The organism is Geobacillus sp. Sah69 (assembly GCF_001414205.1).
Taxonomy (GTDB): Bacteria; Bacillota; Bacilli; order Bacillales; family Anoxybacillaceae; genus Geobacillus; species Geobacillus stearothermophilus.
Genome location: NZ_LLKS01000039.1, coordinates 43,420 through 57,610, shown reverse-complemented (window position 1 = coordinate 57,610; position 14,191 = coordinate 43,420). Strand labels below are relative to the sequence as shown.

Below are 14,191 nucleotides of genomic sequence, written 5' to 3'. Positions count from 1 at the left end.
ATGAACGCTGGTATAATGGAAAGAAGCGACACACAGCAACGATAGAGAAGATAAAGGAGCGATCGAACGTTGTCAAACTATGTGATTCAAGCCGACCAACAGCTGCTTGAGGCCTTGCGCGCCCACTATGAAGGCGCCTTGTCCGACCGGCTTCCGGCTGGAGCGTTGTTTGCCGTCAAACGCCCGGATGTCGTGATCACCGCCTACCGCTCAGGCAAAGTACTGTTTCAAGGGAAAGCGGCGGAGCAAGAAGCAGCGAAATGGATATCAGGGGCGAGCGCCTCAAACGAAACAGCTGACCACCAGCCGTCCGCTTTGGCAGCTCATCAACTCGGGTCTCTTTCCGCCATCGGTTCCGATGAAGTCGGCACCGGCGATTATTTCGGCCCGATCGTCGTCGCCGCCGCCTACGTGGATCGGCCGCATATCGCCAAAATCGCGGCGCTTGGCGTGAAAGATTCGAAACAATTGAACGATGAAGCGATCAAACGGATCGCACCAGCCATCATGGAAACCGTGCCGCATGCGGTCACCGTGCTGGATAACCCCCAATACAACCGCTGGCAGCGAAGCGGCATGCCGCAGACGAAAATGAAGGCGCTGCTTCACAACCGGACGCTCGTGAAACTCGTTGACGCCATCGCGCCCGCCGAACCAGAAGCAATCATCATCGACGAATTTTTAAAACGGGATTCGTATTTCCGTTACCTTTCCGATGAAGATCGCATTATCCGCGAGCGGGTGCACTGCCTTCCCAAGGCGGAAAGTGTCCACGTATCAGTCGCCGCCGCCTCGATCATCGCCCGCTATGTGTTTTTAGAGGAGATGGAGCAATTATCCCGCGCCGTCGGCCTCCTGCTTCCAAAAGGTGCCGGCGCCATCGTTGACGAAGCCGCCGCCCGGATCATCCGCGCGCGGGGGGAAGAAGCGCTCGCGGCGTGCGCCAAGCTTCATTTCGCCAATACGAAAAAGGCGCTTGCCATCGCCAAGCGCCGGTAGTGAAGGAGTGGGATTGATGAACAATGATGTTTGTTTGAGTTTATCTAGCACCACGGGTAATATGTGTGTCCCTGCATCCCGTCATGAAGAAAGGGTGCCCCGTTCTCTTGGGACACCCCTTTGCCGCACATTCAGCCTTTATCGCTCACGCCCGCTCTTCCAGCGCGGCGACGACTTTTTCCGCCGTGCTTCGGCTTGATTGCGGATTTTGCCCGGTGATCAAGTTACCGTCGCGCACCGAGAAATCGGTCCATTTCTCGCCGTGGACGAAATTTGCACCGCGCAGGCGCAGCGTCGACTCGAGCAAAAACGGCATATGCACATCAAGCCCGACTTCACGCTCTTCTTCATCCGTAAATGACGTGACCGTTTTTCCTTTCACAATCGGCGTGCCGTCTTTGTATGTGGCGTTCACCAGCCCTGACGGACCGTGGCAGACAGCGGCGATGATGCGCCCGTCTTCGGCAAACTGCTGCAAGACGTATTGCAGCGTTTCATTGTCGGGAAAATCGAACATCGTCCCGTGTCCACCGGGAAGGAAAATGGCGTCAAACCCGTGTGCATCATCCTTGCTTAAACGTGTTGTGTTCTTCAGCACTGCTTCCGCCTCCGCCCAAGACGGGTCTTTTTCATTGATGCTGCGCGGGTCAAGCGGCACCTCGCCGCCTTGAATGCTCGCCACTTTCACGTCATACCCTTTTTCTTTAAATACCAAATACGGTACGGCAAACTCCTCAAGCCAAAGCCCGGTTTTATGGTCGTCGGTGATCGTCGTATGGTTCGTCACCACCATGAGCACTCGTTTCGTCATGCGGCAGCCCTCCTTTAGGTTTTGGAATGTTCTCTACTACTCATCATACTTTATGTTGGGCAAAAGAGGAAAAAATATGCTTTGTGAAATGGAAAAGGAATGAATCGCTGGCGGACGATCAAGCAACGAGCACCTATATTTCGTTGATGAGGAGAGGCGGCATCGTGCCAGCTCTCCTGAAAAAGAACGCCGCCCCCAGCATGCGGGGAGCGGCGTTGACTCGCCTTCCTAACTGATTTTTTGTTGTTCCAGACCATCCACTTCGCTCACTGGCTGCCGAAACGGCCACCAGTTCGCGCGGCCGAACGTGCGGACCATGACCGGCACAAACAGCGGCAGAACGACGAGGGCGTAAAGGAGAAGCCCTGTCAGCACAATCGTCGCGATTTGCAAGAGCGACAAGACACCGGACGGATACATCGCGGCGAACGTTCCGCCTAAAATCACGGCGGCCGAGATGATGACCGGCCCCATATGGCCCATCGCCGACAGCATCGCTTCCTTCACCGGCCAGCCGCGGTATTCGTTGAACCGATCCATGAGGAAGATGCTGTAGTCGATGCCAAGCGCCAACAGCAACACAAAGGCGAAGAACGACACCGCCCAGTTCAAGCCGGCATAGCCGAGGCCGTTGACGAAAATGAGTTCGGTGACGGCCATCGATGTGTAATACGTCAGGACGAGCGACAAGATCAAATAGAGCGGCATGATAAGCGAACGAAGGAGCGCTGCGAGCACGATGGCGATGCCGATCAACATCAGCACGGCCGTCCGTTTATAGTCGGCGTTTGAGATCGCCTGCAAATCGGCGTACGTGCTGGTGACGCCGCCGACAGCGATCGTCGCGTCTTCCCACTTCGTCCCTTTCACCGCCCGCTCAGCGGCGGTGTGAATGTCATCCACACGGCTGAGCGCCGATGTCGAATACGGATTTTCTTGTGAACTACCCACCACCTACGCTTCGCTTAGAGGTGGGGGCTTCAAGCGACTTGTGTGTGTTCGCTGAACGGTAAGCCACACACAAGAACCCTTTACGCTTCCCTTCGTTCCGAAGGTGTCCGTTCTAGCCATATTCTATCCTATTCGTTGGCTAACGCCAACCGAAATTCATCTCCCACTTTCACTGGTGCTGGCGCACCTTCACGTTTAGAAGTAGGAGACTTCTTTCCGAGGGAAGTTAAAGGTTTCCTTGTCGGCTTGGGCGACGACTGTTCGCAAATCAACCAACTCTCTCCGCAATGCGTTGACCAAACATTTCGGTTCATAATCGCGAAAATCGCGAATCCGACCATCAAACTCATCATCGATCGATTGGTTATAGTAGCCATCGATAAAGTATCGCAATGTCTTGAATCTCTCTTCCACTCTTGCCCTCGCCATTCTAGTCTCCTCCCCTGGCTCAACAAATCGCAATCTCTTTTCTCCCTCCCGTTCAGAAATCAAGCCCGTTTTTCATTGCCGCTCATCACCGCCCCACGCGATAGCCAAGCCACGCCAGCCACACGCCACACGAATACGTAGCCGCCAAATAAACGACCACCTTCGCCCATTGGCGCTGCTGCATCATTTGCACACTTTCCCATTTCAACGTCGAAAACGTCGTGAACGCGCCCATGAAGCCGGTGCCGACAAGTAGCTTCGTCGCATCGGCGGCGCCGCTTCCGGCGAGCCAGCCAAGCAAAAAGGACCCAAGCAAGTTGACAATGAGCGTCCCTATGGGAAAACGCGGCGAACGCCGAGCCGCCCAGCGGCTGACGGCATAACGGCAGATGGCGCCAAAAAAACCCCCCATCATCACCAATAGCGGTGCGGTCATCATGCTATTTCCTCCTTTCGCTTTGGATGGGCGGCAACATATCCCGCCCATGCGGCGGCTAGGCCGCCGAACAGGCTGGCGGCGATATACACGGCCGCCATGCCAAAGCGCCCTTGTTCCATCCATTCCACACATTCGACGCTGAGCGTCGAAAACGTCGTATACGAGCCGATGAACCCGGTCGTCGCCGCTGTTTTCAGCCACGGCGGCCAAGACGGGCGGCGGGTGAACACCACCGTAAGCCAGCTGAGCAAAAACGAGCCGGTCCAGTTCACCAAAAGCGTTCCGAGCGGAACCCCTCCCAACCAGGCAGCGGGCACGACAAGACCAACGACATAGCGGACAAGCGCGCCGATCATGCCGGCTGCGCCGACGGCGAGATAGACCAATAACCATCCCTCCTTCGTAAAATAAACAGACTCCTGCCGCTTTTCATTTGTAGCAGGAGTCATCAGCCGGAAGCCGGCGGTTATGGCGAACTCCATCGCCTATAACGTTTTCTTGTTTGTTATTTTACCATAATGTCCCCTTCCCATGTGAAGGACAGCAAACAGGCGGCATTTTGCCAAAAAAGAAGGCTGATTGTGCTAGGCTTCTCTAGTTGAGAAAAGACAGGATTCAGCGGTATTTTTACCCGCCCACCAGTCTTCTAGCGGGCGCGGCGAAATCCGTGCTCTTCGAACATTTGCAGCGCTGGACCGCTTGTCAAATACGAGTAAAACTGTTGCGCCTCCTTGAGATGTTTGCTCGTCTTGACGACACCAAGCGGATAGACGATCGGGTCGTGCATGCCGCTTGGCACTGCAGCGACGATATTGACGTTCTCCGAGGCAAGCGCGTTCGTCCGGTACACAAATCCGGCGTCGACATTGCCGGTTTCCACATACGTCAACACTTGGCGAACGTCTTTCGCGTACACGAGCTTCGGTGCCACCTTCTCCCACAGCCCCGCCTTCTCCAACGTTTGTTTCGCGTACATGCCGGCCGGCACCGATTCGGGGATGCCGATGGCGATCCGTTTGGCACGGATGATGTCATCGAGCGACTGAACCGCTCCTTCCCCTTGTTTTGGCGCAATGAGGACGAGTTCGTTCGCCAGCACTGTTTTTTCGTGTTTGGAATCGATCAACCCTTCTGCTTTCAATTTTTCAAACGGCTCAGCGGCCGCCGAAAAGAAAAGATCGACCGGCGCCCCTTCGGAAATTTGCTTTTGCAACGCGCCCGACGCACCGAAATTGTATTGGATGCGGATGTTCGGATGCTTTCGTTCAAACGCCGTTTTCGCTTCTTCCAGCGCTTCTTGCAGACTAGCGGCGGCGGAGACGGTGAGCTCCACTTTATCCGCCGATTTCGTTTGCCCCTTCCCCTCTTTTGAGCCGCTGTCGCAGCCATACAAGCCGAACAGCAAGAGCAATACGGCAAGCCATGCGATTTTTCGCATCTGTCTCCCCCTTATCTTTTTATATGTAATGATATCTAATTATAAATAATAATAAGTAGTTGGGAAAGAAAAATTTTTCCCCATGCGTTCTTTGCGCTACAATGAAAGAAAGGAGGATGGCATGATGACGGAGCCGCAGTCATACACGATTGAAGAAATCGCTTCCTTATTAAAAGTGTCTAAACTAACGGTGTACGATTTAGTGAAAAAAGGGAAGCTGCCCGCCTTTCGCGTCGGGCGGCAAATGCGGATTACCGCGGATGATCTTCGCCGGTACATCGACGAGCAAAAAGGGGAGACAAGCCCCGTTTCTTCCGCCGTTTCACGGCCGGTCGAAGCCGCCGTTCGCCCCATCATCATCAGCGGCCAAGATGCGGCGCTCGATTTGCTTGGCGTCCATCTGGAAAAAAACGGCCCTTATCAATCGCTCCGCACCTACACGAGCAGCCTCAATGGGCTGATCGCCCTGTATAAAGGGCAATGCGACATCGTCAGCGTGCATTTGTTTGACGGGCAGACAGGCGAGTACAACCGTCCGTATGTGGAAAAGCTGTTGACAGGCCATGCGTACATCATGGTGAACGTCATGCGCCGGCCGATTGGATTTTATGTGTCAAAAGGCAATCCTCGCAGCATTCAAACGTGGCGCGACTTAGGAAGGAGCGACGTCGTGATCGTCAATCGGGAGAAAGGGGCCGGGGCGCGCGTCCTGTTAGATGAACAGCTGCGCCTGCATGGATTGTCGCCGTCCGCCATTCGCGGCTATGAACGCGAGGAAACAAGCCATTTGAGCGTCGCCTCCGCGGTGGCGTCAGGTCTCGCCGATGTCGGCATCGGCACGGAAAAGGTGGCGCGAATGGCCGGCGTCGAGTTCATTCCGCTAATGAACGAACAGTATGATGTCGTCATGCTGCGGACGCCGGAGAATGAATCGCTCATCGCTTCCGTGCTCGACGTGCTCCGCTCCGATTCGTTCCGCGCCGAACTCGAAGCGCTCGGCGGGTACGATGTGTCGCAAACCGGGCGCATTATAGCTGAACGCGGCTGACAGGGCATCCACCTTTGTTAGCATCTTTCGTTTTCTGAATCTGTTTGAAAACGAGCTCTCATCAAAAAAAGCTGTTCCAAAAGTCCATCGCTTTCGGAACAGCTTTTCGTTTTACCCGCGCAACACGGCGCCAAATTGCTGCTCGACCGCCGCCAATACCCGCTCATAGACGGCCGTGACTTCTTCATCCGTGAGCGTCCGCTCCGGATCATAGAAGCGGAGCGAGAAGGCGAGCGATTTTTTCCCGGCCGGCAGGCGCTCGCCTTGGTAGACGTCAAAGAGGGAGACGTCTTTGACAAGCGGTTTCCCGGCTTCGGCGATCGCCTGCTTCAAGGCGCCGGCTTCGACCATTTCGTCAACGACCAAGGCGATGTCGCGCACGACCGACGGGAAGCGCGGAATCGGCTCGTAGCGGATCGCTTCGCTTTCGGCGTTCAACAGATCGGTCAAGGCGAGCTCGAACACGTACGTTTCTTTTAAATCGTACTCTTTTTGCACGGCCGGATGGAGCTGGCCGACAAAGCCGATCACCTTGCCGTCAAGCGCAATCTCCGCCGTCCGTCCCGGATGCAAATCGGCGCGCTTGGCCGGCTTGTACTCGATGCGGGCGGCGAGTCCAAACAAGTCGAACAAGCCGTCCAAAATGCCTTTGGCAACGTAAAAATCAACGGCCTTTTTCTCTCCTTGCCATAAATGGGCGTGCCATAAGCCGGTGAGAACGCCGGCGAGGCGCTCTTTTTCCGCTGGTTGGACGCCTTCTCCTTTGGACAAGTAGACAGAGCCGATTTCGTACAAGGCGACGTTCTCGACTTGGCGGGCGCGGTTGTAGCTCGCCGCTTCAAGCAGATGCGGAATTAAGCTTTGCCGCAAAACGCTCCGCTCTTCGCTCATCGGCAGCGCCAAGCGGACCAATTCGGCCGTCTCAAGCGCAAAGCGCGCCGCTTTGTCCGGGCTCGTGAGCGAATACGTGATGGCTTGGAACAAGCCCGCCCCTTCCAAATAGCGTCGGACGCGGCGGCGCTTCGCCTGATGCGGCGTGAGTCCGCCCGGCTTCGCCTCCGCCACCGGCAGCGTCGCCGGCAGACGGTCGTAGCCATACAGGCGCGCCACTTCCTCGATGATGTCTTCTTCAATCGCAATGTCGCGCCGACGCGACGGGACATCGATCGTAAACGTTCCGTTGTCTCCTGTGAACGGAAATTGCAAATTCGAAAGAATCACGGCCACTTCCTCTTTCGACATCGCCGTGCCGAGGACGCCGTTGATGCGTTCGAGCGTGACCGTCACCACCACTGAGTCTTGGCGCCACACGCTCGCTTCCACGACGCCGCCGACGACCTCGCCGCCGGCGTATTCGGCCATCAACGCCGCGGCGCGCTCGAGTGCTTCTTTCGTCCGCGCCGGATCGATGCCTTTTTCAAACCGAGTGCTCGCTTCGCTGCGCAGCCCGTGGTCTTTCACCGCTTGGCGGATGACCGGGCTTGTAAAGTACGCCGCTTCAATGAACACGGTCGTCGTGTCGTCGCGCACTTCCGAATTCGCCCCGCCCATCACGCCGGCTAAGGCGACCGGCTCGCGGCCGTTGGTGATGACGAGATGTTCTTCCGTCAGCTTCCGCTCGACATCATCAAGGGTGATGATCGTTTCGCCCGCTTTTGCACGGCGGACGACAATCTCCTTCGAACCGAGGCGGTCGTAGTCAAACGCATGAAGCGGCTGGCCGTACTCAAGCAAAATGTAGTTCGTAATGTCGACGACGTTGTTGTGCGGGCGAATGCCGGCCGCCATCAAACGCGCTTGCATCCAAAGAGGCGACGGGCCGATCCGGACGTTTTTCACAATCCGCCCGGCGTACAGCGGGTTGTCTTCCGGCGCCTCGACGCGGACGGAAATGTAGTCGTGAACGTTTTCGTTCGTTTCTTTGACCGCCGCTTTCGGCAACTTTACTTCACGTCCGAGAATGGCCGCGACTTCATAGGCGACGCCGATCATGCTTAAACAGTCGGCGCGATTGGGCGTCAAAGACAGTTCGAGCACTTCATCGTGCAAGCCGAGCCATTCCAGTGCATCGGCGCCGACCGGCGCATCGCTCGGAAAGACGAAAATGCCGTCTGCATACTCTTTCGGCACGACTTTCGTTTCGACGCCGAGCTCTTGGAGCGAACAAATCATTCCGTTCGATTCTTCCCCGCGCAGCTTCGCCCGTTTGATTTTGAAATTGCCCGGCAGCACCGCCCCGACTTTGGCGACGGCGACCTTTTGCCCTTTGGCGACGTTCGGGGCGCCGCAAATGATTTGCACCGGCTCGCCTTCGCCAAGGTCAACGAGGCATTTCCGCAGTTTATCCGCGTTCGGATGCGGCTCGCACTCGAGCACATGGCCGATGACGACGCCGTTCATCCCGCGGTCGAGCGCCTCAACCCGCTCGACTTCAATGCCGCTTTTCGTGATGCGATCAGCGAGTTCCGCGGCGGTGACCCCCGTCAAATCGACGTACTCGCTCAGCCAACGGTAAGACACGAGCATGGAAAACCCCTCCTTTTTCTGTTACACACGCAAAAATTGCCGCAAGAAACGTAGATCGTTTTGATAGAAATGACGGATGTCGTCAATGCCGTACTTCAGCATCGCGATCCGCTCCGGCCCCATGCCGAACGCAAAGCCGGTGTACGTTTTCGAATCAAAGCCGGCCATCTCAAGCACGTTCGGATGCACCATGCCGGCTCCTAAAATTTCGATCCAGCCGGTGCCTTTGCAGACGCCGCAGCCCCGCCCTTCGCATCGGAAGCAGGACACATCGACTTCGACCGACGGCTCGGTGAACGGGAAAAAGCTCGGCCGGAAGCGGATGTCGCGCCCTTCCCCGAACAGCTTGCGGGCAAATTCGCGCAGCGTCCCTTTCAAATCGCTCATCCGGATGTTCCGGTCCACAACCAATCCTTCAATTTGCGTAAACTGGTGCGAATGCGTCGCATCGTCCGTATCGCGGCGGTACACTTTGCCCGGACAAATGATTTTCACCGGGCCGCGCCCGCGGTGTTTTTCCATCGTCCGCGCCTGCATCGGCGATGTGTGGGTGCGAAGCAAAATCTCCTCCGTGATGTAAAACGAATCTTGCATATCGCGGGCCGGGTGGCCTTTTGGCAAATTGAGCGCCTCAAAGTTGTAATAGTCGGTCTCGATTTCCGGCCCTTCGGCGACCGTATAGCCCATGCCGATAAACAAATCTTCAATTTCTTCAATGACGCGTGTCAGCGGATGGGGATTGCCAAGACTCACAGGTCGTCCCGGCAGCGTCACATCGATCGCTTCGGCGGCCAGCTTCCGCTCGACTTCCTCCTGTTCCAGTTTCGCTTGTTTCGCCTCGAGCGCCTGCTGAATCGCCGCTCTCACTTCATTGGCCAGCGCGCCGAGTTTCGGGCGCTCTTCCGGCGGCAATGCCCCCATGCCGCGCAGCACTTCGGTGATCGGCCCTTTTTTGCCCAAGTAAGCGACGCGCACGTCATTCAGTGCTTTGACGTCTTTCGCCTCATCGATTCGGCGAAGCGCTTCTTGCTTCAGCTCGTACAGCCGTTCTTTCACTTAAGTCCCTCCTCTATCCAAAATAAAAAACCCGCCCCCGGTAAGGGACGAGTTGTTGCTCGCGGTACCACCCTTGTTAACAGCACAAATGTGCTGTTCGCTTCATTGCGATAACGGCCGAAAGCCGGAACACCTTTACATCCCCTTTTGGGATGGTCCCGGTGCCAACTCGGGAGGTGAACTTCACTTGCGTCGGCCATAAAAACGCTCCCAGTCTCCGGCGTTTTCTCCCTGGATGGCGAGCGGCAAGCTACTTTTCTCCGTCATCGTTGTTGTCCGTATGGAAAATGTCGCTATTTATTATACGCAAAGAAAACGGCAAAGGCAAGGTCAGGCCGAAATTTCTTTGCGCAGCTCATCGTTTACCGCACCGCCTGCAAGGAATAAAGCAAAATTCCGGCCGCGACGGCGACATTCAGCGACTCGGCTTGGCCGTAAATCGGGATGTAGATGGTTTCCGTCGTCATCTCGAGCCATTCGCGCCGGACGCCGCTTCCTTCATTGCCGACGAGCAAGGCGAAGGAAGACGAAGGCGGAACGGTGCGGTAATCAACGGCATTCTCCAAGGCCGTTCCGTACACCGGAATGCCCTGCTCCTTGAAACGCGCGATCCATTGCGCCAAATCGCCTTTGACAACCGGAAGATGAAACAGCGACCCTTGCGTCGCCCGCACGACTTTCGGATTGTACACATCGGCGCACCCTTCGCCAAGGATGACAGCATCGATCCCGGCGGCATCGGCGGTGCGAATCATCGTCCCGAGATTGCCCGGGTCTTGCACGGCGTCAATGAGCAAGGCGGTCTTCACGCCTTCAAGCTCGGCCGGTAGCTGTCGGCACACCGCGGCGATGCCTTGCGGCGTCTCCGTGCTGCTGATCGCCTTCATCACCGCTTCGGTCACGATCACAACCGGGACGCTGACGTCCCAGCCGGGCGGGATGGCTGTCCGCTCGTCCACCATCAGCTCAACAAGCGGCGCTCGGCTTTTTACAGCCTCTTCGACAAGATGAAACCCTTCAAGCAAAAACAATCCGGTCTCATCGCGCCCTTTTTTGGTCTGCAGCTTTTTCCATTGTTTGACGCGCGCATTTTTCGGCGATTCGATCCGCTTCACCGTTTCGTCCCCCAATGTTTGGCGATAAACTCGTCGCGCCCGGACGCGGCGCGGTCTTGCTTGTAATGCTCCGGATTTTTCTTATGGTAGTTTTGATGATACTCTTCCGCCGGGTAAAACGTCGTCGCCGGCAAAATTTTCGTTACAATCGGCTTCGAGAAGCGCCCGCTTTCCTCGAGCGCCCGCTTTGACTGCTCGGCGAGCTGGCGCTGTTTTTCGTTATGGTAAAAAATCGCCGTCCGATATTGCGGCCCGCGGTCGTGAAACTGGCCGCCGTCATCGGTCGGGTCGATTTGACACCAATACAGCTCCAACAGCCGCTCATACGGAAAGACGTCCGGGTCAAACGTGATTTGCACCGCTTCGTAATGGCCGGTCGTGCCGGTTTTCACTTGCTCGTATGTTGGGTTTTCGACATGCCCGCCCGTATAGCCGGAGACGATGCCGTAAATGCCGTCAAGCTCCTCAAACGGCGTCACCATGCACCAAAAGCAGCCGCCGGCGAATGTCGCTTTTTCCATTGTGTCGTCACCTCACAAGTTTCTTCATTTGATTATAACAAAATGTGTGCCGTTGTCATCTTTCACGACCAAAGCCAAGTTCCTTCACAAAGCCAGGCTCGTTCCGTTCCGTACGCCGGCCGCTCGGTTTCTCGTCCATCGTCGCCATCACTCATTTCGGTCTAGTTTTTCCTCTATTTATACCATATACGAGAGCCGCTCCATGTATAAATCCGCCGCCATTGGCAAACGATAACGGTGTATAATACGGCCAATGAGGTGAGACAAATGGATTTGAACTTGCGGAAAGCCATTATGCACAACGTCGCCAACAACTCGAAAGAACAGCTCGAGAATACAATCGAGGACGCGATCCAGCGTGGCGAGGAAAAATATTTGCCCGGCCTCGGCGTCCTCTTTGAAGCCATTTGGACGCACGCCAATGAACAGCAAAAAGACATGATGCTCACCACGCTCGAGCAGGCGGTTAAACAATGACGAACACCGGCCGAATTGGCCGGTGTTTTTATTCGTCAAACGTCAGTTGTTTCACTTTGTCGGCGTCAAGCCGTTTGATCACTTCGACAAGCAGCTTGACCGTGTTCTCGTAGTCGTCGCGATGCAAAATGGCGGCGTGCGAGTGGATGTAGCGCGTCGGGATGGCGATCGTGAGCGACGGAACGCCGATGCCCGTTAAATGAATCGCTCCCGCATCCGTACCGCCGCCCGGCATGGCATCAAAATGGTACGGAATGTTCAGCTCTTCCGCCACTTCGATGACGAATTCGCGCAAGCCGCGGTGCGACACCATCGTCGCGTCGTACAGGACGATGTGCGGGCCGGCGCCGAGTTTGCCCATCGCTTCTTTTTCCGACACGCCCGGTGTATCGCCGGCAATGCCGACATCCACCGCAAAGGCGATATCCGGCTGAATGAATTGGGCGGCCGTGCGCGCGCCGCGCAAGCCGACTTCTTCCTGCACCGTGCCGACGCCGTATACCGTGTTTGGATGGTCGACGCCTTTCAGCTGCTTGAGCACATCGATGGCGACCGCACAGCCAATCCGGTTGTCCCATGCTTTCGCGAGCAGCATTTTTTCATTGTTCAATACCGTAAATTCAAAATACGGCACGATCATATCGCCCGGGCGGACGCCCCACTCCATCGCTTCCTCGCGGCTTGTCGCGCCGATGTCGATGAACATATCTTTGATTTCCACCGGTTTTTTGCGCGCCTCCGGCGGCAGAATGTGCGGCGGCTTCGAACCGATGACGCCGGTGATGTCGCCTTTTTTCGTCACGATCGTCACGCGCTGGGCGAGCATCACTTGGCTCCACCATCCGCCAAGCGTTTGGAAGCGGATGAATCCTTTGTCGTCGATTTGCGTCACCATAAAGCCGACTTCATCCAAATGGCCGGCGATCATCACTTTCGGCCCGCCCGATTTCCCTTCTTTTTTGGCAATCAAGCTGCCGAGGCCATCCGTTGTCACTTCATCCGCATACGGAGCTATGTATGTCTTCATCACATCGCGCGCTTCCCGCTCATTGCCCGGGACGCCTTTCGCATCGGTCAGCGCTTTCAGCATCGTCAACGTTTCGTCCAACTTCGCCATCTTGGTACTCCTTTCCGGTTTTGTCCACTTTTTTATTATACTTGAAAAGGCTGACGATTGGCAAAATGAATCATTCGCCATCCAAAAAAAGATCAATAGCGCTCGTTTTGCCGCTTGTGGTTCACTTCATTTTTCCGCCGATACGCCGCCTCGATGTCATCGGAAGAAAAACCGAGCGCCACGCCAAGCCGCCAATACTCCGCAAACAGCGCATCATATTCCCCTCGCGCTCTCGTCTCCCCGAACCGCTCGGCGGCGCGAAACACGGCAAGAAACTGCTCGACAAGCGGCCGTCCCGCCGACGGAGCTTCGTTTTCTTCATAAAACAAGCCGCACTCCAGCCCGAGCGACAATAAAAAATGCAAGCCGTCCACATATTCCTCAAGCACTCGCTCGGCTGGCGCGGGCGGTTTGATGCTCCAAAATTTAAAGCAACGCGTCTCATTCGCGAGTTCACCCAGCTCCACAAGAAAGGCGAGCTGCTTGCGGGCAAACAAATCTTCCTCCATCAAGCCATGCTCCGTTTCAATGCGCCGATCCAACATGCGCTGCATATCGTAAAGCAAAGGCCAATTCATTCTTTCCTCCCCTTTCTACCTCATCCATCGCCAATAGAGAAACAGCTCCACCGCTGCCAACAGCGGCAAGCCATAGCCAAAAGCCCGATGGCGCGTTTTATGGCGAAACGTGTACATTCCAGCTGCCGCACCGATGGCCCCGCCCGCAAACGCCAGCAGCCAAAGCGTCCGCTCAGCGGTGCGAAAGCGGCGGCGTTTCGCTTTTTGTTTGTCGAGCCCCATCATAAAAAAGGCAAGAAGATTGATCGCTATTCCGTATTGTACCATATCGATCCCTTTCCTTGATAAGAAAATGGCCATCCTGATCAAGGATGGCCATCGTTGTTATTTATTCAAATTCGCTTTCGCCAAGTCGGCGAGTTGGGCGAACGCGGCTTGATCGTTCACCGCCAAGTCGGCGAGCATTTTCCGGTTCACTTCCACGCCGGCCAGCTTCAAGCCGTGCATCAAACGGCTGTAGGACAAGCCATTTTGGCGAGCCGCCGCGTTGATGCGGACAATCCACAGTTTGCGGAAATCGCGCTTCCGTTGACGGCGGTCGCGATACGCATACATGAGCGATTTCATCACTTGCTGGTTCGCAACTCTATATAACGCGTGTTTCGCGCCGAAATAGCCTTTCGCAAGCTTCAATACTTTTTTGCGACGTCTGCGCGTCACTGGTCCACCTTTTACGCGTGGCATAA

The 14,191-nt window shown here is 55.9% G+C and carries 16 protein-coding genes, 1 pseudogene, 1 riboswitch and 1 other annotated feature; of the genes and pseudogenes, 3 read left to right on the top strand and 14 right to left on the bottom strand.

Annotation, left to right across the window (positions count from 1 at the left end; translation table 11 throughout):
- Positions 1 to 69: 69 nt before the first annotated feature.
- Positions 70 to 999, top strand: a complete 930-nt coding sequence (rnhC, locus tag AP057_RS10155) for a ribonuclease HIII (protein ID WP_055358673.1) — start codon at positions 70 to 72, stop codon at positions 997 to 999.
- A gap of 145 nt (positions 1,000 to 1,144) precedes the next feature.
- On the opposite strand, the gene AP057_RS10150 is transcribed toward rnhC, so the two are convergent.
- From AP057_RS10150 to modA, 6 genes and pseudogenes are all read right to left on the bottom strand, one after another.
- Positions 1,145 to 1,810 (bottom strand): type 1 glutamine amidotransferase domain-containing protein, encoded by a 666-nt coding sequence (locus AP057_RS10150; protein WP_015375566.1) that lies wholly within the window; start codon positions 1,808 to 1,810, stop codon positions 1,145 to 1,147.
- A gap of 228 nt (positions 1,811 to 2,038) precedes the next feature.
- A pseudogene (locus AP057_RS10145) lies at positions 2,039 to 2,746 on the bottom strand (MMPL family transporter); the annotation flags it as partial.
- Positions 2,747 to 2,956: 210 nt separating this feature from the next.
- Positions 2,957 to 3,190, bottom strand: a complete 234-nt coding sequence (locus AP057_RS10140; protein WP_183084387.1) for a contact-dependent growth inhibition system immunity protein — start codon at positions 3,188 to 3,190, stop codon at positions 2,957 to 2,959.
- An 85-nt stretch (positions 3,191 to 3,275) separates the two neighbouring features.
- The gene (gene crcB, locus AP057_RS10135) at positions 3,276 to 3,626 is read right to left on the bottom strand and encodes a fluoride efflux transporter CrcB (RefSeq protein WP_033006429.1); all 351 of its coding nucleotides are present in this window, start codon (positions 3,624 to 3,626) and stop codon (positions 3,276 to 3,278) included.
- The gene (locus AP057_RS10130) at positions 3,626 to 4,015 is read right to left on the bottom strand and encodes a CrcB family protein (RefSeq protein WP_033006426.1); all 390 of its coding nucleotides are present in this window, start codon (positions 4,013 to 4,015) and stop codon (positions 3,626 to 3,628) included. Before AP057_RS10130 ends, crcB begins: the two co-directional genes overlap by 1 nt.
- Positions 4,016 to 4,061: 46 nt before the next feature.
- A riboswitch (Fluoride riboswitch) is annotated at positions 4,062 to 4,124 on the bottom strand.
- Between the two features lie 151 nt (positions 4,125 to 4,275).
- Positions 4,276 to 5,067, bottom strand: coding sequence for a molybdate ABC transporter substrate-binding protein (gene modA / locus AP057_RS10125; protein WP_049626572.1), 792 nt, complete (start codon positions 5,065 to 5,067; stop codon positions 4,276 to 4,278).
- Positions 5,068 to 5,191: 124 nt separating this feature from the next.
- On the opposite strand from modA, the gene AP057_RS10120 reads away from it, so the two are divergent.
- Positions 5,192 to 6,115 carry a helix-turn-helix transcriptional regulator gene (locus AP057_RS10120; RefSeq protein WP_055358671.1) on the top strand — a complete coding sequence of 308 codons (924 nt, stop codon included), beginning with the start codon at positions 5,192 to 5,194 and terminating at the stop codon, positions 6,113 to 6,115.
- Positions 6,116 to 6,226: 111 nt separating this feature from the next.
- Here the strand turns inward: AP057_RS10120 and pheT are convergent, their stop codons facing one another.
- The 4 genes from pheT to msrA all read right to left on the bottom strand — a co-directional run bounded on the left by pheT (position 6,227) and on the right by msrA (position 11,333).
- Entirely contained in the window at positions 6,227 to 8,641 is a 2,415-nt protein-coding gene (pheT, locus tag AP057_RS10115; protein ID WP_055358670.1) for a phenylalanine--tRNA ligase subunit beta, read from the bottom strand.
- Between the two features lie 21 nt (positions 8,642 to 8,662).
- The gene (pheS, locus tag AP057_RS10110; protein WP_033014393.1) at positions 8,663 to 9,697 is read right to left on the bottom strand and encodes a phenylalanine--tRNA ligase subunit alpha; all 1,035 of its coding nucleotides are present in this window, start codon (positions 9,695 to 9,697) and stop codon (positions 8,663 to 8,665) included.
- A 40-nt stretch (positions 9,698 to 9,737) separates the two neighbouring features.
- Positions 9,738 to 9,973: a binding site (T-box leader), on the bottom strand.
- A gap of 86 nt (positions 9,974 to 10,059) precedes the next feature.
- Positions 10,060 to 10,812 (bottom strand): RNA methyltransferase, encoded by a 753-nt coding sequence (locus tag AP057_RS10105; RefSeq protein WP_049624977.1) that lies wholly within the window; start codon positions 10,810 to 10,812, stop codon positions 10,060 to 10,062.
- Entirely contained in the window at positions 10,809 to 11,333 is a 525-nt protein-coding gene (gene msrA, locus AP057_RS10100; RefSeq protein ID WP_013144533.1) for a peptide-methionine (S)-S-oxide reductase MsrA, read from the bottom strand. Before msrA ends, AP057_RS10105 begins: the two co-directional genes overlap by 4 nt.
- A gap of 267 nt (positions 11,334 to 11,600) precedes the next feature.
- Between msrA and sspI the strand changes: the two genes are divergently transcribed.
- On the top strand, positions 11,601 to 11,810 hold the full coding sequence (gene sspI / locus AP057_RS10095) for a small acid-soluble spore protein SspI (protein WP_015375579.1): 210 nt from the start codon (positions 11,601 to 11,603) through the stop codon (positions 11,808 to 11,810).
- A gap of 28 nt (positions 11,811 to 11,838) precedes the next feature.
- On the opposite strand, the gene AP057_RS10090 is transcribed toward sspI, so the two are convergent.
- From AP057_RS10090 to rplT, 4 genes are all read right to left on the bottom strand, one after another.
- On the bottom strand, positions 11,839 to 12,927 hold the full coding sequence (locus AP057_RS10090; protein ID WP_011232187.1) for a M42 family metallopeptidase: 1,089 nt from the start codon (positions 12,925 to 12,927) through the stop codon (positions 11,839 to 11,841).
- Between the two features lie 92 nt (positions 12,928 to 13,019).
- Positions 13,020 to 13,505: a dUTP diphosphatase gene (locus AP057_RS10085; RefSeq protein WP_011232188.1), complete on the bottom strand. Its 486-nt coding sequence runs from the start codon at positions 13,503 to 13,505 to the stop codon at positions 13,020 to 13,022.
- 15 nt (positions 13,506 to 13,520) lie between these two features.
- Entirely contained in the window at positions 13,521 to 13,772 is a 252-nt protein-coding gene (locus AP057_RS10080; RefSeq protein ID WP_033014398.1) for a DUF1294 domain-containing protein, read from the bottom strand.
- A 57-nt stretch (positions 13,773 to 13,829) separates the two neighbouring features.
- Positions 13,830 to 14,189: a 50S ribosomal protein L20 gene (rplT, locus tag AP057_RS10075; protein ID WP_011232190.1), complete on the bottom strand. Its 360-nt coding sequence runs from the start codon at positions 14,187 to 14,189 to the stop codon at positions 13,830 to 13,832.
- Between the last annotated feature and the right edge of the window lie 2 nt (positions 14,190 to 14,191).

What these genes read in the sequence shown, in the direction of transcription:
- AP057_RS10090 (WP_011232187.1), bottom strand. Translation starts at nt 12,927, where the DNA reads ATGGCGAAGTTGGACGAAACGTTGACGATGCTGAAAGCGCTGACCGAT.
- AP057_RS10140 (WP_183084387.1), bottom strand. Translation starts at nt 3,190, where the DNA reads ATGGCGAGGGCAAGAGTGGAAGAGAGATTCAAGACATTGCGATACTTT.
- modA (WP_049626572.1), bottom strand. Translation starts at nt 5,067, where the DNA reads ATGCGAAAAATCGCATGGCTTGCCGTATTGCTCTTGCTGTTCGGCTTG.
- msrA (WP_013144533.1), bottom strand. Translation starts at nt 11,333, where the DNA reads ATGGAAAAAGCGACATTCGCCGGCGGCTGCTTTTGGTGCATGGTGACG.
- AP057_RS10080 (WP_033014398.1), bottom strand. Translation starts at nt 13,772, where the DNA reads ATGGTACAATACGGAATAGCGATCAATCTTCTTGCCTTTTTTATGATG.
- sspI (WP_015375579.1), top strand. Translation starts at nt 11,601, where the DNA reads ATGGATTTGAACTTGCGGAAAGCCATTATGCACAACGTCGCCAACAAC.
- crcB (WP_033006429.1), bottom strand. Translation starts at nt 3,626, where the DNA reads ATGACCGCACCGCTATTGGTGATGATGGGGGGTTTTTTTGGCGCCATC.
- rplT (WP_011232190.1), bottom strand. Translation starts at nt 14,189, where the DNA reads ATGCCACGCGTAAAAGGTGGACCAGTGACGCGCAGACGTCGCAAAAAA.
- AP057_RS10085 (WP_011232188.1), bottom strand. Translation starts at nt 13,505, where the DNA reads ATGAATTGGCCTTTGCTTTACGATATGCAGCGCATGTTGGATCGGCGC.
- AP057_RS10120 (WP_055358671.1), top strand. Translation starts at nt 5,192, where the DNA reads ATGACGGAGCCGCAGTCATACACGATTGAAGAAATCGCTTCCTTATTA.
- pheT (WP_055358670.1), bottom strand. Translation starts at nt 8,641, where the DNA reads ATGCTCGTGTCTTACCGTTGGCTGAGCGAGTACGTCGATTTGACGGGG.
- AP057_RS10150 (WP_015375566.1), bottom strand. Translation starts at nt 1,810, where the DNA reads ATGACGAAACGAGTGCTCATGGTGGTGACGAACCATACGACGATCACC.